Origin of the sequence: Actinomadura miaoliensis (assembly GCF_039536785.1) — a bacterium.
Taxonomy (GTDB): domain Bacteria; phylum Actinomycetota; class Actinomycetes; order Streptosporangiales; family Streptosporangiaceae; genus Spirillospora; species Spirillospora miaoliensis.
In genome coordinates this window covers 1-20,055 of record NZ_BAAAZG010000023.1, presented here as the reverse complement: position 1 = coordinate 20,055, position 20,055 = coordinate 1, and the positions used below count along the sequence as shown (strand labels likewise).

The 20,055-nt window shown below is 73.6% G+C and carries 14 protein-coding genes; 8 read left to right on the top strand and 6 right to left on the bottom strand.

Annotation, left to right across the window (positions count from 1 at the left end; translation table 11 throughout):
* The first annotated feature begins 56 nt into the window (after positions 1–56).
* From ABD811_RS18635 to ABD811_RS18625, 3 genes are all read left to right on the top strand, one after another.
* Entirely contained in the window at positions 57–1,901 is a 1,845-nt protein-coding gene (locus ABD811_RS18635) for a substrate-binding domain-containing protein (protein ID WP_344948911.1), read from the top strand.
* A 249-nt stretch (positions 1,902–2,150) separates the two neighbouring features.
* Entirely contained in the window at positions 2,151–4,127 is a 1,977-nt protein-coding gene (locus ABD811_RS18630; RefSeq protein ID WP_344948908.1) for a pectate lyase family protein, read from the top strand.
* A 116-nt stretch (positions 4,128–4,243) separates the two neighbouring features.
* Positions 4,244–5,239, top strand: a complete 996-nt coding sequence (locus ABD811_RS18625; protein WP_344948906.1) for a small ribosomal subunit Rsm22 family protein — start codon at positions 4,244–4,246, stop codon at positions 5,237–5,239.
* 22 nt (positions 5,240–5,261) lie between these two features.
* On the opposite strand, the gene ABD811_RS18620 is transcribed toward ABD811_RS18625, so the two are convergent.
* From ABD811_RS18620 to ABD811_RS18605, 4 genes are all read right to left on the bottom strand, one after another.
* Positions 5,262–5,447, bottom strand: coding sequence for a hypothetical protein (locus tag ABD811_RS18620; protein ID WP_344948904.1), 186 nt, complete (start codon positions 5,445–5,447; stop codon positions 5,262–5,264).
* A gap of 218 nt (positions 5,448–5,665) precedes the next feature.
* Positions 5,666–6,448 (bottom strand): acetate uptake transporter family protein, encoded by a 783-nt coding sequence (locus ABD811_RS18615; protein WP_344948901.1) that lies wholly within the window; start codon positions 6,446–6,448, stop codon positions 5,666–5,668.
* 394 nt (positions 6,449–6,842) lie between these two features.
* A complete protein-coding gene (ctaD, locus tag ABD811_RS18610; protein ID WP_344948898.1) occupies positions 6,843–8,516 on the bottom strand; it encodes an aa3-type cytochrome oxidase subunit I in 1,674 nt (557 codons plus the stop codon).
* 70 nt (positions 8,517–8,586) lie between these two features.
* Positions 8,587–8,904, bottom strand: coding sequence for a DUF3040 domain-containing protein (locus ABD811_RS18605; RefSeq protein ID WP_344948896.1), 318 nt, complete (start codon positions 8,902–8,904; stop codon positions 8,587–8,589).
* 271 nt (positions 8,905–9,175) lie between these two features.
* Between ABD811_RS18605 and ABD811_RS18600 the strand changes: the two genes are divergently transcribed.
* The 3 genes from ABD811_RS18600 (at position 9,176) to ABD811_RS18590 (ending at position 13,869) form a co-directional block, all read left to right on the top strand.
* A complete protein-coding gene (locus ABD811_RS18600; protein WP_344948893.1) occupies positions 9,176–10,324 on the top strand; it encodes a site-2 protease family protein in 1,149 nt (382 codons plus the stop codon).
* 157 nt (positions 10,325–10,481) lie between these two features.
* Positions 10,482–13,079 (top strand): cation-translocating P-type ATPase, encoded by a 2,598-nt coding sequence (locus ABD811_RS18595; protein WP_344948891.1) that lies wholly within the window; start codon positions 10,482–10,484, stop codon positions 13,077–13,079.
* A gap of 82 nt (positions 13,080–13,161) precedes the next feature.
* Positions 13,162–13,869 (top strand): response regulator transcription factor, encoded by a 708-nt coding sequence (locus tag ABD811_RS18590; RefSeq protein WP_344948888.1) that lies wholly within the window; start codon positions 13,162–13,164, stop codon positions 13,867–13,869.
* Between the two features lie 27 nt (positions 13,870–13,896).
* Here the strand turns inward: ABD811_RS18590 and ABD811_RS18585 are convergent, their stop codons facing one another.
* A complete protein-coding gene (locus tag ABD811_RS18585; RefSeq protein WP_344948886.1) occupies positions 13,897–15,651 on the bottom strand; it encodes an ABC transporter ATP-binding protein in 1,755 nt (584 codons plus the stop codon).
* Positions 15,652–16,116: 465 nt separating this feature from the next.
* On the opposite strand from ABD811_RS18585, the gene ABD811_RS18580 reads away from it, so the two are divergent.
* Positions 16,117–17,352 (top strand): lycopene cyclase family protein, encoded by a 1,236-nt coding sequence (locus ABD811_RS18580; protein WP_344948884.1) that lies wholly within the window; start codon positions 16,117–16,119, stop codon positions 17,350–17,352.
* Positions 17,349–18,887, top strand: coding sequence for an FAD-dependent oxidoreductase (locus tag ABD811_RS18575; RefSeq protein WP_425549429.1), 1,539 nt, complete (start codon positions 17,349–17,351; stop codon positions 18,885–18,887). The genes ABD811_RS18580 and ABD811_RS18575 overlap by 4 nt, the downstream gene beginning before the upstream one ends.
* A gap of 77 nt (positions 18,888–18,964) precedes the next feature.
* On the opposite strand, the gene ABD811_RS18570 is transcribed toward ABD811_RS18575, so the two are convergent.
* Positions 18,965–20,002 carry a Rieske (2Fe-2S) protein gene (locus ABD811_RS18570; protein ID WP_425549431.1) on the bottom strand — a complete coding sequence of 346 codons (1,038 nt, stop codon included), beginning with the start codon at positions 20,000–20,002 and terminating at the stop codon, positions 18,965–18,967.
* Positions 20,003–20,055 lie beyond the last annotated feature (53 nt).

Here is a 20,055-nt window from a genome sequence, read left to right as displayed (position 1 = left end):
CCGCCCCGTGGGGGGGCGCCTGTGCGGGGCGATGCGGGAGATGGACGGAGCGGGCGTTGGACTCCTATCTCGACCGGAAGGCGGACTTCACCCGTGATCTGGTCGTCCGTCTGGACGGAACCGACCCCGCCGCGCTGGCGCGGCGCACGGGACTGCTGGAGGTGACGGTCCGGGCGGTGCTGGCCGGGGACGGCGAGCTGATGTCGTGGGAGGTCGTCAGCGCGTGCCTGGCCGCGGCGGGCGTCGAAGGCGGCGACGTGGCGGCGGTGCGCGACCGGTGGGCGGCGGCCGAGCAGGCCCTGTGGGAGGAGCGGGGCGACGACCTCCGCGCCGCGTTCGAGCGCAACAGGAACGGCAAACCCGCCAAGCTCGTCGAGAGCCACCGGCCGAGGATCCCGTGGCGGCGGCTGACCTCGCGGCATCCCGTGACGTTCGAACCGTGGACCATGCCGACCTTCGGCACCGCCCGCGGGCTGCCCGATCCGGCGACGGCCGGCGACATCCGCGAGTTCTACCGGCTGCTGGCGCAGTTGCGGGAGTGGGCGGGCTCGCCCCGGCAGTCGGAGATCGAGAAACGCTCGTGGGGCACGCTGCCCGACGCCACGATCAGCGCGATGCTGCAGAAGGACCGCTGGCGCACCACCAGTGACCGGGAACGCGTCCGGGTCGGCTACTTCGCGATGGCGTGCGGGCTGCCCGAGGCGGAGGTCGCGCGCTGGGTCGAGGCCTACGAGCGGCTCCGGCACGTCGCACCGCCGGACGACCTGGCCCGCGCCCGCGCCGAGGCGGCCGAGCTGCGGCGCCGGCTCACCGCCGCCGAGGCCGAGGCGCAGGACCTGCGCGCCCGCCTGGCGGCGGCCGAGAGCCGGCGCGATCCCCCGCCTCCCCCGGACACGCGGTGCGACCGGAGGTGGTGGGATCCCCGCGAGCGGCGGTCGCTGTCGGCGGCCGTCGCCGCGCTGCTGTTCGCGGGCGGCGTCGGGGCGGGCCGGGCGATGGGCGCGGGCGGCGGCACGGCGGATCGTTCCATCTGCTTCAGCGGCACGCTGCACCTGGTCGGGTCCACCGCTTTCGAGCAGACGGCCGACGCCATCCGCCGGGGCTACGAGGCCCTGTGCGAGGACGCGAACATCGAGGTGGAGTCCATCGGCTCCAACGAGGGGGTGCGCGCGCTGACCCCCGCGAACGCGGCCTCGACGATCGCCATGCACGACGGGCACATCAAACCCGACTCCGACGAGATCCGGATGCGGGGCTTCCGCGGCTTCCCCGTCGCGCTGGTCGCCTTCGCCGTCGTCGTCCACAAGGACACGAACGTGACCGGCCTGTCGGTGCGGGACCTGCGGTCCATCTACACCCGCGACGGCGGCCCGGCCGGCTGGAAGCGGTTCCGGGGCGGCGCCGACGTGCCGATCCGGATGGTCAGCAGGACCGAGGGCTCGGGCACCCGGACGATCTTCGAGGAGCAGGTGCTCCGGGAACCGGAGCCGGAGCTGTCGTCCAGGGACTGCCGGCGCAAGGACGAGATCCGCGCCGCCGCACGCGTGATCCGCTGCGAGCGCAGCAGCCAGGGCCAGGTGCTCGACACCGTCAACCGGCTGCCCGGCGCGATCGGCTACGCCGAGCTGCACGTCGCCGCGAACACCCGGCGCTACCCGAACGTGCGGATCCTCGCCCTGGACGGCCGGAAGGCCGACGCCGCCTCCGCCGCGGCGAACCGCTACCCGTTCGTCGCGCCCGAGGTCTTCTACACCCACGGGCCGCCCCCGAACAACAGCCCCGCCTCGGCGTTCCTCACGTTCCTCGCGAGCGACTCGGCGCGGAAGATCCTCCAGCAGGCGGGCGCCACCCCCTGCGTCTCGCGGGACGCGCTCATCTCCGCGCCGTGCCAGGCCACCTGAGCGCGGCACCGCCGAGAGCCCGCTCTTTCACGGTTCTTTCACGACGGCGCGCCGACGCGGCGGCGCCGGTCCTCACCAGGACGGGCGTCTCCGGCACCGACCGGCGCCGGAGACGCGGGGGTTGACGCCGCCCGCAGGCCGGGGTACAAGGGCGACAGAGCTTGGAAAGCGCTTTCCCGCTTGGTGACACATCGCGGTCACCGGCGTCCGCGGCGCGGGCGCCGGCGCCGCTCCCACTGGAGGTTCACCGTGCACAGACCAAGCGTCAGTCCACCGACAAGCGCCCGTCCCCCGCGCAGGCCGCTCGCCGCGCTCGCCGCGGCGGCCGGCGCCGTGCTGGCGGGGGCCCTGACCCTGTCGGCGGTCCCCGCGTCCGCCACGAACGCCGCCGCCCCGAGCCCGGCGGCGGACGTCCGGGCCGCCAACGTCGCCGACGGCTTCGCGGGCGTGAACGCCTGGGGCCAGAACGGCACCACCGGCGGCGCCGGCGGCCAGACCGTCGACGTCGACACCGCCGCCGAGTTCCTGTCGGCGATCGCGAACCCGAACCCGCTGGTCATCAGGGTCAACGGGACGATCTCGCTGTCCGGCGGCCCGATGCACGACGTCACCTCGAACAAGACGATCGTCGGCGTCGGCTCGAACTCCGGCATCACCGGGGGCGGGCTCAACATCGGCCTGCCGCTCAGCGACTCGATCACCGCCCCGCCCGCGAACGCGGTGAAGAACGTCGTCATCCGGAACATGAAGATCACCAACTGCCCGGACGACTGCGTCAACGTCCAGATGTTCTCCCACCACATCTGGATCGACCACAACGACCTGTCCGACCAGTCCGACGGCGCGCTGGACGTCAAGCGGGGGTCCAGCTACGTCACCGTGTCGTGGAACCGCTTCCACGACAGCGACAAGAACATGCTGCTGGGCCACGACGACGACAACGACGCGCAGGACGTCGGGCGGCTGAAGGTCACCTACCACCACAACTTCTTCGACGGCAGCAAGCAGCGCAACCCGCGCGTGCGGTTCGGCGAACCGGTGCACCTGTACAACAACTACTACCTGAACGTCACCGGCTACGGCGCCGCGTCGCAGATGAACGCCGGTGTCATGGTCGAGAACAACTACTTCGACAACGTGGAGAAGCCGACCCGGACGGACGTCGGCGGCGACCCCGGCCGGATCGTCGCGCGCGGCAACATCGTGGTCAACTCCGAGGACCCGATCGTCCAGCGCGGCAGCGTGCAGGAGCCGCGCACCTACTACGCGTACACGCTCGACCCGGCGGCGAACGTCCCGTCCATCGTCCGCAGCGGCGCGGGCCTCGGCAAGGTCGGCGTGCCCACCGCCTCGGCGGCGACGCGGGCGGCGGCCGACGCCGCCCCGGTCGGCTGGGCGGCGGAGGGCGGCGGCACCACCGGGGGAGCCGGCGGCGCCACCGTGGACGTGGACACCGCGAGCGAGTTCCTCGACGTGGTGCGCGACTCCGGCAGCCACGTCATCCGCGTCCACGGCATGCTGTCCATCAGCGGGATGCAGGACGTCGGCTCCGACAAGACCATCATCGGGGTCGGCGCGAACTCCGGGTTCACCGGTGGCGGCCTGGACGTCGACGGGGTCGACAACGTCATCATCCGCAACCTCAACTTCCGCGACTCCGGCGATGACGGTGTCAACGTCACCGACGGCTCGCACCACGTGTGGATCGACCACAACGACTTCGCCGGTTCCGACGACGGCACCGTGGACATCAAGCGGGGCTCCGACTACGTCACCGTGTCCTGGAACCGCACGCACGACCAGGCCAAGGACATGCTGCTGGGGCACAGCGACGGCAACGGCGGCCAGGACCGCGGCCGTCTGCGCGTCACCTACCACCACAACTGGTTCGACGGCACCGCCGAGCGCCACCCGCGGGTCCGCTTCGGCAACCCGGTGCACGTGTTCAACAACTACGTCGCCAACGCGGACTACGGCGCGGCGTCCAACACCGAGGGCGGCGTGCTGGCGGAGAACAACCACTTCGAGAACGTCCCCGAGCCGCTGGTGATCGGCGTGTACGACGGACCGGCGGGCTCCCTGGTGGAACGCGGGAACGTCTACGTCAACAGCGGCGCCCCGGAGACCGGCGGCACCGTCAAGCCGATCCCGTACTCCTACTCCCTCGACCGCGGCGCCGACGTCAAGGCGATCGTGACGGCGGGCGCCGGCACGGGCAAGATGTGACCGTCCGAGACTCGCCGTGAGGATCCGGCCCTCCGCCCCGGAGGGCCGGATTTCCGGTGGAATGCGGCCCTGGAGCGGTTCGACAACGCCGCCGGGCGACTGGCATCATCACGCGCATGGCCGAGCTGCCCGGCGACCTCAGCGCCGCCCTGGACGAGGCTCTGAGCAGGGCCGACTCGGGAACTCTGAGCAGGTCGGTCCAGAAACTCATGCACCAGTACCGCGACGGGTTCGACCCCGCCGAGCGGATGGTGCTCGGCTCCGCGACCGACGTGGCCGCGTACGCCGCCTACCGGATGCCCGCCACCTACGCCGCGGTGGTCGCCGCGCTGGAGCGCAGCGCGGAGCTCATGCCCGGTTTCTCCCCCCGGACGCATGTGGACGTCGGCGCGGGCACCGGGGCGGCGGTCTGGGCCGCGGCCGAGGTGTGGCCGTCCATCGAGGAGACCACCGTGCTGGAGCAGGCGCCCGAGGCGATCGCCTTCGGCCGGCGGCTGGCCGAGCGGTCGGACTCCCCCGCGGTGCGGGACGCGCGCTGGCGGCGGACGGTGATCAGCGGGCCGGTGCGCAAGCCCGCCGCCGACCTGGTCACCATGACGTACGTGCTGGGCGAGCTCCCGCCGGGTGTGCGCGCGGACGCGGTGCGCTCGCTGGCGGCCGACAGCGAGATGGTCGTCCTGGTCGAGCCGGGCACCCCCGCGGGGTACGAACGCGTCGTCGAGGCCCGCGACCTGCTCGTCGAGCTGGGCCTGTCGGTCGTGGCGCCGTGCCCGCACGACCGCGCCTGCCCCATCCCCCGGGGCGAGGACTGGTGCCATTTCGCCGAGCGCCTGAACAGGACGGCCCTGCACCGCAGGATCAAGGTCGGCACCCTGGGGTTCGAGGACGAGAAGTTCTCCTACGTCGCGGCGGCGAGGGGCGACCGGTCACGGGCCGCCGGCCGGGTCGTGCGGCGCCCCGTCCAACGCAAGGGCATGGTGTCCCTGCGGGTGTGCACGGAGGCGGACGGGCTGCTGGACGCCACGGTCTCCAAGCGTCAGGGCGAGGTCTACCGGGCCGCCCGCAAGACCGACTGGGGAGATCCCTGGCCTCCGGCGCAGGGGCCGAACTGACCGGCCCCCAGGATCGCCGCTGTCAGAGGACGTGCTCGGCGCGCACGTGCCGCACCAGCGTGGTCATTCTCAGCACGGGCAGCTCGCAGACGTGGCAGACCCACACCCCGCTCGGGGCCGAGACGCCGTGCGCCGCGGCGTCGTCGCGGGCGCAGGCGAGATGGTAGGCGCGGACCATCCGCCGCCAGTACCGTGCCGCGATTGACATCGCTCCTCCATCAGATGCCGTGCTCGGGACAAAACCCAAGGGTATGGCACGAATAGAGGAGCGTTTGACCCCGGCTTGGCGTTCGGCCGCCCGCGGGGCCGGCGGGCGGGGGTCACCTCAGGACCGGCCGGCGGGAGCCTCGTCCCGGGGCCCGACCGGCGCCCGCGGCGCCGAGGGTCGGCCGGTGGCGAGGGCCCCCGCTTCGTCCGACGGCCGGATCACTGCCCGATCCTGACTCCCGGCTGGCCGTACGGGTACTCCAGCGGCCGGTGGGCCCGGCGGCCGGGGATGTTGGCCGCGGCGCGGTACTTGCCCAGCGGGAGGATCGTCCTGCCGAAGGTGTCCTCCATCAGCATGGCGGCCGCCGCGTACAGGGCGATGACGGAGGAGATCACGAACAGCCATCCGCCGATGCGGACCGGCCACACGGCCCCGGACCAGAAGCCGGCCGCGGTGAACCCGGCGCCCACCGACAGCACGATCAGCAGCGCCGCCATTCCCATGTTCCGGCCGAGCGCCGCGAGCGCGGTCAACCCGGTGATCACGCAGAGGGCCACGAACCAGAACCCGAAGCTGGGATTGGACACGCCGACCACCGGCGTCAGCACCACCGGGAACGCGCCTACGCCGGTGAGCAGGTACAGCAGGCCGAACGCCAGCCAGAACGAGCCCCACGTGCCGTGCACGGCGGTGGCGAGGCCGTCGCGCGCCCGGTAGGACCACATTCCGGCGAGGAACTGCGCGAGCCCGCTGAACATGAACACGAACGAGGACAGCAGCACGGGCGTCACGCCGGTGCCGTACCAGCCCGCCATCCAGGCCCCCACCATCATGAGCGCGGTGGCGAGGCCGAACAACCCCAGGATGGAGGGGGCCGCCACCGGCTGCAGGAAGATGCGGGTGCGGTCCTCCCAGACGGCGTGCTCTTCGGGGAACTCCTCCGGCCCCCGACGTTCGCCGACCGGCACGCCCCGTCGACCGGGCTCTCTCTCATGTGTCATGGCCCCTCCTCGAATCGGAGATGCAGGGCATTTTCGGTCTATCCGAAGAAGGCCCCCATAAACCTGTCGCACACCACCCGTCGACCTCTCACCCGCGACCGTCACCCGGACTCCGTCACCTCCCGGACAGAGGCCTCTGACCTGCATGGACGGCCACGGGCAGGCACGACGAGCCAGCCATGACAAACATCTCCGGACGCAAATTATTGGCAAAGCAAAAACGCCTTGAGGGCCGTTTATCGGGCTCCGTCCAGGATTGGTGTCATCGCCGCACCCGCTCTTAAGCCGAGAGCGTCCGGTATCACGCCGCCCGTGGCGCCTTTCCCCTTTCGCTGCAGGGATTGCCGACTCGGCGTGTGGGCCGGGCGACTCGGCCGGGCGCCGGCCTCGATGGTCACGGGGTGGTGGGCTCGCTTGTGGGTCGTGCTGCGAGGTCGGAGTGGGGGTGGTGCAGGTCGAAGGCCGGGCGTTCGGAGCGGATGGCGGGGATGGCCTTGAAGTTGTGCCGCGGAACCGGGCAGGAGGTGGCCCATTCCAGCGAGTTGCCGTAGCCCCACGGGTCGTCGGTCTCCACGCGCGGTGCCTTGCGGGCGGTATGCCAGACGTTGTACAGGAACGGCAGGATGGACAGCCCCAGCAGCGCGGCCCCGGCCGAGGAGACCAGGTTGAGGGTGGTGAACTCGGCGGCGTAGTCGGGATAGCGGCGCGGCATGCCCCCGACTCCGAGCCAGTGCTGGACGAGGAAGGTCGTGTGGAAGCCGACGAACAGCATCCAGAACTGGATCTTCGACAGCCGTTCGTCCAGCATCCTGCCGGTCATCTTGGGCCACCAGAAGGCGAACCCGGCGAACATCGCGAACACCACGGTGCCGAACAGCACGTAGTGGAAGTGCGCCACCACGAAGTAGGAGTCGTTCGCCTGGAAGTCCAGCGGCGGCGACCCGAGGATGACGCCGGTCAGGCCGCCGAACAGGAAGGTGACCAGGAAACCGATCGCCCACAGCATCGGCGACTTGAACTCCAGTTGCCCGCGCCACAGCGTGCCGGTCCAGTTGAAGAACTTGATCCCGGTGGGGACGGCGATGAGGAAGGTCATGAACGAGAAGAACGGCAGCAGCACCAGCCCGGTGACGAACATGTGGTGCGCCCACACCGCCATCGACAGGCCGGTGATGCCGATGCTGGCGAACACCATGCCGACGTAGCCGAACAGGGGCTTGCGCGCGAACACCGGGATGACCTCGGTGATGATCCCGAAGAACGGCAGCGCGACGATGTAGACCTCCGGGTGCCCGAAGAACCAGAACAGGTGCTGCCACAGCAGCGCGCCGCCGGTCGCCGGGTCGTAGATGTGCGTGCCCAGCCTGCGGTCGGCCCACAGCGCGGCCAGCGCGGCCGCCAGCACGGGGAACGCCAGGAGCACCAGGATCGAGGTGAACAGCACGTTCCAGGTGAAGATCGGCATCCGGAACATGGTCATGCCCGGCGCGCGCATCCCGACCACGGTCGTGATGAAGTTGACCGCGCCCAGGATCGTGCCGACCCCCGACATGATCAGGCCCAGCACCCACAGGTCGCCGCCGATCTCCGGGGAGTAGGTGTCCAGGGTCAGCGGGGCGTAGGCGTACCAGCCGAACTTGGCCGGGCCCATGCCGGTCAGGTACCCGCCGAGGACGATCAGGCCGCCGGACAGGAACAGCCAGAAGCTCAGCGCGTTCAGCCGCGGGAACGCCACGTCCGGCGCGCCGATCTGCAACGGCATGATCACGTTGGCGAACCCGGCGAACAGCGGGGTGGCGAACAGGAACATCATGATCGTGCCGTGCAGGGTGAACAGCTCGTTGTACCGTTCGGGCCGCACCACCTGCAGGCCGGGATGGACCAGCTCCGCGCGGATCAGCAGCGCCAGCAGCCCGGCCACCAGGAAGAAGGAGAACGAGGCGACCAGGTACAGGTAGCCGACCTTCTTGTGGTCGGTGGTGGTCAGCCAGTCCACCACCCTGCCGCGCAGGGTGGGCGCGGGCGCGGCCGGCGGCGTGGTCTCGGGCGGGTTCCGTACGTCGGTCACAGGGTGCCTCGCTCGTCCGTTGGGCGGCCCGGCGGCGCGGGGACGGCACGGCGGCCGGCGGGACGCGCGGTCAACACGGCCTCGCCCCGGAGAGGGCGGCGGACCTCTGCCCGTGCGCGCGCTCGTCCGCGGTGGCCGCGCCGGTGGGCGGCGAGCAGGGAGGGCGTGTGGCCAGGACCACCACGGCGACCAGGAACACCGCCACCGCGGCGACCGACGCCGCCACGGCCACCGCGACCCGCGGCGGGCGCCACGACACGGCCGTCTCGGCGGCGTCCACGTCCGTGCGGGAGAAGGTCCTCAGCCGCCGGGCCAGGTCCGGATCGTCTCGCTCCAGGTCCGCGTCGATCCGCCTCAGCACGGCCCGCTCATCACCTGGCAGTCCCATCCCCGTCCACCTTCGGCGCACGGCCGCAGCGGCCACCGGTCACGCCTCCGCCATGAGCGCCTGCGCTGCTCGGGGCGGCAGGCAGGACTTACCCGGGCATCGGGCACCGATCCACCAGCGGGGACAAAGACCCGGTACCGACGTCCCCAAGGTCCGCCCGGCCGGTCACGGCGAAAGTCCGGGCCGGTGGGGACGTTCGTCCATGTCGGCCGGCCGCGTCCGGTGGTGGCCTTGAGGGGGCGGCGGCGTCCGGGGCCGAACGGAGATCGGCATGAAGCAGACGGTCAAACTCGGGAGCATCGCCGGGATCCCCGTCGGGGTGCACTGGTCGGTGCTGGCGGTCCTGGCGCTGATCGTCGGCGGGCTCGCCGGGGCCGTGCTCCCCGCCGGCGCGCCCGGCCGGGCGGCCGGGCTGTACTGGGCGGTCGCGGTGCCGACCGCGCTGCTGTTCCTGGCGTCCCTGTGCGCCCACGAGGTCGCGCACGCGCTGGTGGCGCGCCGGAACGGGGTGCGGGTCAGGTCGCTGACGCTGTGGATGCTCGGCGGCCTGGCGGAACTGGCCGACGACGTCCCGTCCCCCGGCGCGGAACTGCGGATCACCGGTGTCGGGCCGCTGGTCAGCGCGCTGCTCGGCGGGGTGTTCCTGCTGGCCGCCCACGGCGTCTCCGCCCTCGGCGGGCCCGCTCTGGTCATCGCGCCGCTGACCTGGCTGGCCCTGATCAACGGGATCCTGGCCGTGTTCAACCTGCTGCCCGGCGCCCCGCTGGACGGGGGACGGATCCTGCACGCGCTGCTGTGGCGGTTCAACGGCGACCGGGCGAGGTCCACGCGGATCGCCACGCGCACCGGGACGGTCCTCGGCTACGTCCTCATCGCGTTCGGATGCGCCGAGGTGCTGCTGTACCGGCGGCTGGACGGGCTGTGGGTGGCGCTGGTGGGGTGGTTCATCGCCGGTGCCGCCGCCGCCGAGGAGCGCGTCGGCGCCCTGCGGACCGCGGTGGCCGGGCTGTGCGTCCGCGACGTGATGACGGCCGATCCCGACCACGGCGCCTCGTGGTCGACGGTCGGCGCGTTCGTCGCCGAGGTGGCGCGGCGGTCCCGGCAGACGGTGTTCCCGGTCGTGGACTTCGACGGCCGCCCGACCGGAGTCGTCACCCTCGACCTGCTCGGCCGCGTGCCGCCGCAGGCCACCGACGTCCCCCTGCGGGAGATCGCCGTCGCGCTCGCGCCCGACCACGTCGTCGAGCCCGACGATCCGGTGTTCCCGCTGCTCAAGCGGCCGCCCGTCGCCCGCGAGCTGGTCGCCGTCGTTGTCGAGGGCGGGCGGCTGGTCGGCATGGTCACCGGCGACGACCTGACCCGGCTCCTCCGGCACAGCCGGCTGCCGGGACCGGTCACCGAGCCGGAACCGTGGCGGTGACCGGCGACCGGTGCGGCCGTCACGGCCGTCCGGCCCGAAGGTCCCGTCGCCCCGCGCGGCGGGACCTTCGTCCCTGTCCGCGCGGCGGGGCCCCGCCAAGACTGGAGCCTGGCCGCGCCGTCGCGCGGCCACGGTTCGGCGGGATGGTGGGAGACCTGTGACGCAGCGCGAGGACACATCGACGCCCCTTGCGGAGGGCCTGTCGTCGGCGGACGCGGCGCTTCGGCTGCGGCGTGACGGGCCGAACGTCCTGCCGTCGCGTCCACCGGTGCCCGCGTGGCGGCGGGTCCTGTCCCAGCTGCGCGACCCGCTGATCCTGGTGCTGCTGGCGGCGGCCGCGCTGACCCTCGCCACCGGCGACTGGACCGACATGGCCGTGATCCTCCTGGTGATCGTCGTGAACACCGCGGTCGGGGTGAGCCAGGAGATCCGCGCCGACCGCGCGATCAGCGCGCTGTCCGATCTGACCGCACCGGCCGCGCGGGTGGTCCGGGACGGGACGCAGCTGCAGATCCCCGCCGCCGACGTCGTCGTGGGCGACCTGCTGGTGCTGGCCGAGGGCGACATCGTCCCGGCCGACGCTGCGGTCGTGGAGGCGGCGGCGCTGCTGGTGGACGAGTCCGCCCTGACCGGGGAGTCGGTCCCGGTGCACAAGACGGCGACGGCCGCGCGCGACGGCGCCGCCGTCCCCGAGGACGCGTCGGTGTCGGCGGGCACGGTGGTGGTCAAGGGCCGCGGACGCGCCGTCGTCACCGCGACGGGGGCGGCGAGCACGACGGGGCGGATCGCGGAGATGCTGGGCGGCGGCGCCGGCCTGACACCGTTGCAGCGGCGCCTGGCCGGCGTCGGCCGGATGCTGGCCGGTGTCGCGGTCTTCCTGTGCGCGGTCGTGCTGGCGCTCGGGCTGGTGCGGGGGCAGCCGGTCGAGCTGATGGTGATCACCGCGATCAGCCTGGTGGTGGCGGCCGTCCCCGAATCGCTGCCCGCCGTGGTCACGCTCGGCCTGGCGCTGGGCGCCCGCCGGATGGCCGCGCGGCACGCCCTGATCCGGGGGCTGTCGGCGGTCGAGACCCTGGGGTCGGTCACGGTGCTCGCCACCGACAAGACCGGCACGCTCACCGAGGGACGGATGGTCGCGCGCCGCCTGTGGACGCCGGTCGCGGAGGCCACCGTCACCGGCTCCGGATACGCCCCGGACGGCCGGATCGACGTCGGCGGCCGCGCGCTCGACGGCCCCGACCCGTACGGGATGACCGAACTGCTGACGGCCGCGGTGCTGTGCAACGACGCGCGGCTGTCCCCTCCCGGGGACGCCGACGGGGAGTGGACGGCGCTGGGCGACCCGACCGAGGCCGCCCTGCTCGCCGCGGCCGCCAAACTCGGCATCGACCGCCGCGACCTGCACGAACGCTTCCCGCGCCACGACGAACGGCCCTTCGACAGCGACCGCAAGCGCATGACCACCGTGCACCGGCTGCCCGACGGGCGGTTCCGCGTCGTCTGCAAGGGGGCGCCGGAGACGATGCTCGGCGCCGCGGTGCTGACGGACGACCCGGAGCTGGTGGCCGGGGCCGCCGCCCGCGCCGACGAGCTGGCCCGCGACGGTTTCCGCGTGCTCGCGGTCGCCGCGGCCACCCGGCCGTCCGCCCCCGGCCCCGGCGAGCCCCTGGAGCGGGGCCTGCGCCTGCTCGGCCTGGTCGCGATCGTCGACCCGCCCCGGACGGCGGCGGCCGCGACCATCGCCGCCTGCCGCCGCGCGGGGATCCGGCCGGTCCTCATCACCGGCGACCATCCCGGCACCGCCCGCGCCGTCGCCGCCGAGCTGGGCGTCATCGGCCCGGACGACCCGGTCGCCGACTGCCGCGTCCCGCACGCGGCCGACGACCCCGGCACGGCGGTCTTCGCCCGCGCCACCCCCGCGCAGAAGCTGGACATCATCCAGGCCATGCGCGAGCGCGGCGAGGTGGTCGCGATGACCGGGGACGGGGTCAACGACGGGCCGGCGCTGCGCCGCTCCGACATCGGCGTGGCCATGGGCCGGCGCGGCACCGAGGTCGCCCGCCAGGCCGCCGACCTGGTGCTGGCCGACGACGACCTGGGCACCGTCGTCGCCGCGACCGAGGAGGGCCGCCGCGTCTACGGCAACATTCGCCGCTTCCTCGTCTACGCCCTGTCCGGCGGGGCCGCCGAGATCGCCGTCATGCTGCTCGGCCCCGCCTTCGGGCTGACGCTGCCGCTGCTGCCCGCGCAGATCCTGTGGATCAACCTGCTCACCCACGGGCTGCCGGGCGTCGCCCTGGGCGGCGAGCCGGTGGAACGCGGCGCCATGGACCGGCCGCCGCGCCCGCCCTCGGAGAGCATCGTGGGCGCCGGGCTGTGGCAGCGCGTGCTGCGCATCGCGATCGTCCTCACCGCCGTCACCCTGGGGGTGGCCGTGTGGGCGCACCACACCGGACACCCCTGGCAGAGCATGGCGTTCCTCGCCCTCGGCGCCACGCAGCTCGCGGTCGCGATCGGCTCCCGCTCCCGGCCGGGCTCCCGCGGCAACCCGATGCTGCTCGTCGCCGTCGCGTCCGCTCTGGTCCTGCAACTGGCCGGGCTCTACCTGCCGCCGCTGCGCGACCTTCTCGGCACCCAGCCGCTGACCGCCGGGGAGCTGGGGGCCGTGCTGGGCCTGTCCGTCCTCGGCTACGCCGCCGTGCGCCTCGACCGCGTCCTGCATCCCGCGCAAAAACGACGGAAACAGCGCCGTTAACGGGCTGTTCACCCCGATTCGTCAGGTGAATCTCATCCTGCGCTGACCGGAATCTGACTTTGTTCTCCTTACGCTCGACGCTATGGGGGACCTTCGGCGGGCACGGATCCTGGTGGTCGACGACGACCCCGCGGTGCGCTCCGCGCTCGACCACGTCCTGCGGTTCCACGGCTATGACGTCGACCTGGCCGGGGACGGCATCGAGGCGCTGGCCGCCCTGGAGGACACGCGGCCGGACGCCGTCGTCCTGGACGTGATGATGCCCGGCCTCGACGGCTTCGGCGCCTGCCGGATGATGCGCGGCCGCGGCCACGACGTGCCGGTGCTGATGCTCACCGCGCGCACCGAGGTGGCGGACCGGGTGACCGGGCTGGACGCGGGCGCCGACGACTACCTGTGCAAACCGTTCGCGCTGGAGGAGCTGCTGGCCCGGTTGCGCGCCCTGATCCGCCGCTCACGGGGCGAGACCACGGGCGGCGACGGGGAGGTGCTGCGGTTCGCCGATCTGACGATGAACGTGGCGACCCGCGAGGTGTGGCGGGGGATGCGCCGGCTGACGCTGTCGCCCACCGAGTTCACGCTGCTGGAGATCCTGCTGCGGCGTCCGCGGCGTGTGCTGGAACGCGGCTGGCTGCAGGAGGAGGTGTGGGGCTGCGACTACGGCCGCAACTCCAACTCGCTGCACGTCTACATCGGGTATCTGCGGCGCAAGACCGAGGAGGGCGGCGAGCCCCGGCTGATCCAGACGGTGCGCGGCGTCGGCTACACACTGCGCGAAGGCCCGCTGTAGCCGGCCGTGGTCCGCCGGCCCGCACGGTCACCGGCTCGTGGTGGGCTGTGCCGCCGGTCCGGTCCGGTCCGCGCGGCCGTCCCCGACCGCGCGCAGGGACGCGGCGCCGGCGCCCAGGTCGATGACCTGGTCGGGACGCGGCGCCAGGTGCGGGTCGTGGGTGATGAGGATGGTGGTGCGGCCCTCCATGAGGCGGCGCAGCGGGGTCAGGACGCGGCGCGCGGCGGCCTCGTCCAGGCCGGTGGTCGGCTCGTCCAGGATCAGCACCGGGGTGTCGCGGATCATCGCGCGGGCGATCGCGATGCGCTGCCGCTGCCCGCCCGACAGCAGCCGCCCGCGCTGCCCCACCGGCGTGTCGTAGCCCTGCGGCAGGGCGGTGATGAAGTCGTGCGCGTCGGCCGCCTTCGCCGCCGCCACGATGTCGTCCTCGCTCGCGCCGGGCCGCCCGTAGGCGATGTTGTCGCGGACCGTCGCGGAGAACAGCAGGTTCTCCTGCGCCAGCAGGGTGACGCTCGCGCGCAGGGCGTGCAGGGTCAGGTCGTGGATGGGCACCCCGTCCAGGCGGATGCCGCCCGCCACCGGGTCGTGGAACCGCAGCAGCAGCTTGGCGATCGTGGACTTGCCGCTGCCGCTCGGTCCGGTCACCAGCACCAGGTCTCCCGGCCGCGTCCGGAACGTCAGCCCGTCCAGCACCGGCCGGCCCGTGCCCGGATAGCCGAAGGTGACGGCGTCGAAGGCGACCCGGCCCCGCCCCGCCGCCCGCGGCCGCGCGGACGGCCGGTCGGTGATCTCGGGCGGGGTGTTCAGCACCTGCAGGACGCGGTCCGCGCCCGCCGCCGCCTCGCCGGCGGTGAGCGCCAGCCGTCCCAGCGCCTGGATCTGCGGGTACAGGTAGCCCAGGTACGCGGCAAACGCCAGCAGCCCGCCCAGCGTGAGGCGGTCGCGCGACAGCTCCCAGGCGCCCATGCCGAGCACCACCAGCACGCACACCGTCTCCAGCACCTCGATCAGGGGCCCGTACGACGCCGTCAGCCGCGCCTCGGCCATCTTGGCGGCCATCCAGCGGCGTCCCTCGCGGTGCAGCCGGGACGCCTCGGTGGCCTGCCGGTTGTAGGACTGCACCAGCGCCTGGTTGGCCAGGCCCTCCTCGACGATGCTGTTCATCACGCCGTTGCTGGCGCGTTCCCGGGCCGCCGCCGCGTGCAGCCGCGCCGCGAAAACCTTGGCCGTGACGACGAACAGCGGCACCAGTGCACACGCCACGAGCGCCAGGTCCCACCGCACGTACAGCGCCGCGCCCGCGAAGAACACGACGCTGACCGCCGCCGTCACCGCCTGCACCAGGCCGGACGCCACCAGTTCCTCGATCGCCTCGATGTCGTCGGTGAGCCGGGCCATCAGGTCGCCGAGGCGCCGCCGGTCGAAGAAGTCGGGCGACATCCGCTGGATGTGGGCGAACACCCCGTCGCGCAGCCGCAGCAGGAACCGCTCCCCCGCCAGCGCCGTGGTGTACTCGCCGCCGAAGCTCACCAGCCCGGCCGCCACCGCCAGCGCGAGCCAGGACAGCGCGGGCGTCCAGAACGCGTCCAGGTCCCTGGTCGCCAGCGCCTTGTCGGTGATGACGCCGAACAGCCAGATCGCGGCGACCTCGCACGCCGCCGCGACGACCGCGCACACTCCGCTGAACAGCAGCCATCGGCGATCGCCCCGCGTGTAGGGCCAGAAACGCCGGAACGCGGCCACCACCGACCGCACCTCGCCGGAAACCGCCAGCAGCGGCACGCAGCCCTCCCTCACTCACGAGAAGAGCCCGGCGGGCCGTTCACCCGCCCGGCTCTGCTCAGATCACCCGTTCGCTCGGCGCGACCGGCCTAGTACCAGCGGTGCCTGCGGTGGAACCGGTGGTGCCGCCTGTGGAACCTGCGGTGCCTGCGGTACCGCGGTCTCGGATACGGCTGCCCCCCACCGGCCCCCGGGAAGATCTTCTGGAAGCTCATGAGAGAACCCCCGTTCTTTGTCGTCCGGCCTTAACGGCCCTGACACGAAAGAACGTACCCAGCCATTCTTATGACCGCGCTGTGGCCGATCTATAAGCGAACTGAGAGAAATCTAAGAATGTGCTGAGAGAACGGCCCGCGCGGTGGACGACGATCAACCGGATTTTCCGGACCGCGAAAGTAGCGGGGGCTCGGCGGCGAGTGTAACGGCCGTCCCTTCGGGGAGGACGCGGGCGGGACGGGAGGGGGCATGGACCAGTCGGACGTGATCATCGTCGGCGCGGGGGCGGCCGGTCTGTCACTGGCCCATCACCTCGTCGGGACGGACGGTCCCGGAGCGCCGCCCACGGTGACGCTCGTGGACGCGCTCGACGAGGCGTTGCGCCCGCCCGAGCGCACCTGGTGCTTCTGGGAGGAGGGCGACGGCGAGTTCGAGGACGCCGTCACCGCGTCCTGGCGATGGCTGCGGGTGGTGGGCGCGGACGGCACCGGGGGCTCGCACCGGACGTCCCCCTACCGCTACAAGATGATCCGCTCGACCGCGTTCCAGGAACTGGTGGAACGCGGGCTCGCCCGGCACGCCGGAGTACGGACGGTGCACGCCGACGTCGACACGGTGCGCGACGTCCGCGGCGGCGCCGAGGTCGGCGGCACCGCGGCCGGAGGGCGGCGGGTGACGCTGCGGGCCCGCTGGGTGTTCGACTCGCGTCCGCCGCGTGATCTGCCACGGGCCCGCAGCACCCTGCTGCAGCACTTCCGCGGCTGGTTCGTGCGCACCGAGACGCCCGCCTTCGACCCCGACGTCGCGCTGCTGATGGACTTCCGGACCCCCCAGCCGCGTCACGGGGTCTCGTTCGGCTACGTGCTCCCGACCGGCCCCGACGAGGCGCTGGTGGAGTACACCGAGTTCTCCCCCGTTCCGCTGACCCGGGACGCCTACGAGCGACGGCTGCGGCACTACACGCGCGAGGTGCTGGGGCTCGATTCCGCACGGGTTCACAGGTGCGAGCAGGGCGTGATCCCCATGACCGACGCCGTGTTCCCGCGCCGGGTGGGGCGTTCGGTGTTCCGTATCGGCACGGCCGGTGGTGCGACGCGTCCCGCCACCGGCTACACGTTCGCGGCGGTGCAGCGGCAGAGCCGGGCCATCGCCGCCGCCTACCGGCGCGGGGCCGTGCCCGTGCCGCCCGCACCGTACCCCGCCCGCGCCCGCGCGATGGACGCGGTGCTGCTGAGGCTGCTGGTCCGGGAGCGGGTCGACGGCGCGCGGTTCTTCACCGACCTGTTCGAGAACACGCCGACGGCGCGTCTGCTGCGGTTCCTGGACGGCGGCACCCGACTGTGGGAGGACATCGCGATCGGCATGCGCACCCCCGTGCTGCCCATGCTGCGCACCGCCGCCGAGCTGCCGCTGCTGCCCCGCAGGGACCGTCCCGCCCGTCCCGTCCCGGCGTCCGCGGCGGACCGCTCGGTGGTGGGGCCGTGAACCACCGGCCCGGCAGGGACAGGCGCGCGGAGCTGATCGCCGCGCCCGGCGGGCGGAACCGGTTCAGCGGCGACGCGCCCGCCGTCGCGGTCGTCGGCGGGGGCATCGCGGGGATGGCGGCCGCGACCGTGCTCGCCGAACGCGGCGCACGGGTCACGCTGTACGAGCGGGAGGCGGCGCTCGGCGGGCGGGTGGGCGGGTGGCCGGTGACGCTGGCCGACGGATCCCGCGCCACCATGACCCGGGGGTTCCACGCGTTCTTCCGCCAGTACTACAACCTGCGCGGGTTGCTGCGCCGCGTGGACGGGGGCCTCGGCATGCTGGCGGGCCTGCCGGACTATCCGCTCCTGCACGGCGACGGCCGGTCCGACCGGTTCGCCAGGGTGCCGAGGACGCCGCCGTGGAACGCGCTGGGCTTCGTGGCGCTCAGCCCCAGCTTCCGCTGGCGGGACCTGGCCCGGATGAACCTGGCGGCGGCCGGGCCCCTGCTGGACGTGCGCGTCCCGGAGATCTACGAACGGCTCGACGCCACCGGCGCCGCGCGGTACCTGGCCGCGGTGGGGTTCCCCGACGCGGCCCGGCACCTGGCGTTCGAGGTGTTCTCCCGCAGCTTCTTCGCCGACCCGGACCGGCTGTCGGCCGCCGAACTGGCCCTGATGTTCCACGTCTACTTCCTCGGCTCGGCCGAGGGGCTGCTGTTCGACGTCGTCCGCGAACCGTTCCCGCAGGCGCTGTGGGACCCGCTGGGCGCCTACCTGGCCGCGCTGGGGGTGCGGCTGCTCACCGGCACCCCCGTGGAGCGGGTCGGGCCGCGGGCGGACGGCGGCGCCGACATCGTGGCCGAGGGCGACTTCGGCCGCTATGACGCGGTGGTGCTCGCGCTGGACGTCAACGGGCTGCGCGGAGTGGTCGCGCGCTCGCCCGATCTGGGCGACCGGTCGTGGCGGGCACGCGTCCAGCGGCTGCGCACCGCGCCGCCCTTCCTGGTGACCCGGCTGTGGCTGGACCGTCCGCCGCACGCCCATCGCGCCGCGTTCCTGGCCACCAGCGGCTTCGGGACGCTCGACAACGTCAGCGTGCTGGACCGGTGGGAGGGCGAGGCCGCGCGCTGGGCCGCGCGCACCGGCGGTTCGGTCGTCGAGCTGCACGCCTACGCGTTGCCCGCGACCTGTGACCGGCGGGCCGAACAGGAGCGTCTCTTGGCCCAGTTGCATCGCGTCTACCCGGAGACGCGCGGCGCGCGGATCGTCGACGTCCGGCACCTGTGGCGGGAGGACTGCCCGCTGTTCGCCACGGGCGGCCACCGCGACAGGCCGACGGTGCTCACACCGCATCCGGACGTGGTGGTGGCGGGCGACCTGGTCCGCACGGATTTGCCGGTGGCGCTGATGGAGCGCGCCGCGACCAGCGGCTTCCTGGCCGCCAACGCGCTGCTGGCACGGTGGGGCGTCCGGGGGCAGCCGCTGTGGACGGTCCCCCGCGCGGGCCGCTCGCGGGCGCTGCGCGCGGTGGCCGCCCTCGTCGGACGGGCCTGAGCCGGACGGGCCTGAGCCGGACGGGCCTGAGCCGGACGGGCCTGAGCCGGACGGGCCTGAGCCGGACGGGCCTGGTCTCAGCCGGGGAACCGGCCGGACGCGCGCAGCCGCCAGCGGCGTTCGGCGTAGGCGAGGTCGTCCCGCCACAGCCGTCCGGCGGCCCGCCGCATCAGGGGGCGCAGCAGCGGCGCCATCGCGCGGGCGACCGCGAAGCCCGGCCGCTCGGAGACGGCCAGGACCGCCTCCACGACGGCGGTCCGCGGAGCACCGTCCGGGCCCGGCCCGAGCGGTGTGGCGTGCGTCTCCACGACCGACGTGCGGCCTTCGCCTTCGAGGATGTGCATGACGACCGTGCGGGGGCCGGGGGCGGTGAACCGGGCCCGGACCGGGACGACGGCGCGGCCAGCCACCCTGAACGACACGTCCACGAGGAAGCAGTCGTCCTCGCCCTGCCCCTCGCCGCCCCCCTCCCCCGGATGCTCCGGACGCTCCGCCGGTGCCCGCCGCACCGTCAGGTCGACGAACGAGTACGGGTGCAGCCAGCCGCCGTGCCAGGGGTCGAGGCGATTGGCGATCACGTCCTCCGGTTCGCAGGCGCCCTCGGCGTCGAACACCGCCTCGATGCGGCGCGCCGCCTCCGGCCTGCCCGGCACGACGGGGCGCTCCAGCGGCGGCTCGCCGCCGGCCGCGTCGAGCCGCACCCAGGCCAGCACGCCGTCGTCGTAGGCGGGATAGGGTTCCCACCCCGCGTAGGGGCTTCCGTCCAGGACGAGCCCGTGCCAGTGGCAGACGACCGTGCCGCACAGGACGCGGGCGTCCCGCAGCGGGGCGCCCAGATGGGGGCAGGTGCCGGTGCCCGCCCGCAGCAGCCCGTCGCGGCCGCGCCACGCGATGACCTCCAGACCGGCGACCGTCCGCGCGTAGGGGCGCCCGCCGTGGCCGATGTCCCGGCTGGCGCCCAGGACGTACCAGTTGCCGGACGGCCGGGCGGCGGCCCGTTTCAACGCCGCCGCGATGATCGAGGGCCGGGCGTCCCGCCAGGTGGCGCGCTGGTCCTGCCAGCGGGCGGGACGCCGCAGCCGCAGCGGCAGGAGGGACCGGCGCGGGGCGGTCACCGCGGGGCCTCCGGCGCGTCGGTACCCCGGCGCGGCACGCGGGTCCGCAGCCG

Bases quoted from the DNA above. Each gene is read 5' to 3' on its own strand.
- ABD811_RS18625 (WP_344948906.1), top strand. From the start codon at position 4,244: ATGGCCGAGCTGCCCGGCGACCTCAGCGCCGCCCTGGACGAGGCTCTG.
- ABD811_RS18620 (WP_344948904.1), bottom strand. From the start codon at position 5,447: ATGTCAATCGCGGCACGGTACTGGCGGCGGATGGTCCGCGCCTACCAT.
- ABD811_RS18615 (WP_344948901.1), bottom strand. From the start codon at position 6,448: ATGACACATGAGAGAGAGCCCGGTCGACGGGGCGTGCCGGTCGGCGAA.
- ABD811_RS18605 (WP_344948896.1), bottom strand. From the start codon at position 8,904: ATGGGACTGCCAGGTGATGAGCGGGCCGTGCTGAGGCGGATCGACGCG.
- ABD811_RS18600 (WP_344948893.1), top strand. From the start codon at position 9,176: ATGAAGCAGACGGTCAAACTCGGGAGCATCGCCGGGATCCCCGTCGGG.
- ABD811_RS18590 (WP_344948888.1), top strand. From the start codon at position 13,162: ATGGGGGACCTTCGGCGGGCACGGATCCTGGTGGTCGACGACGACCCC.
- ABD811_RS18580 (WP_344948884.1), top strand. From the start codon at position 16,117: ATGGACCAGTCGGACGTGATCATCGTCGGCGCGGGGGCGGCCGGTCTG.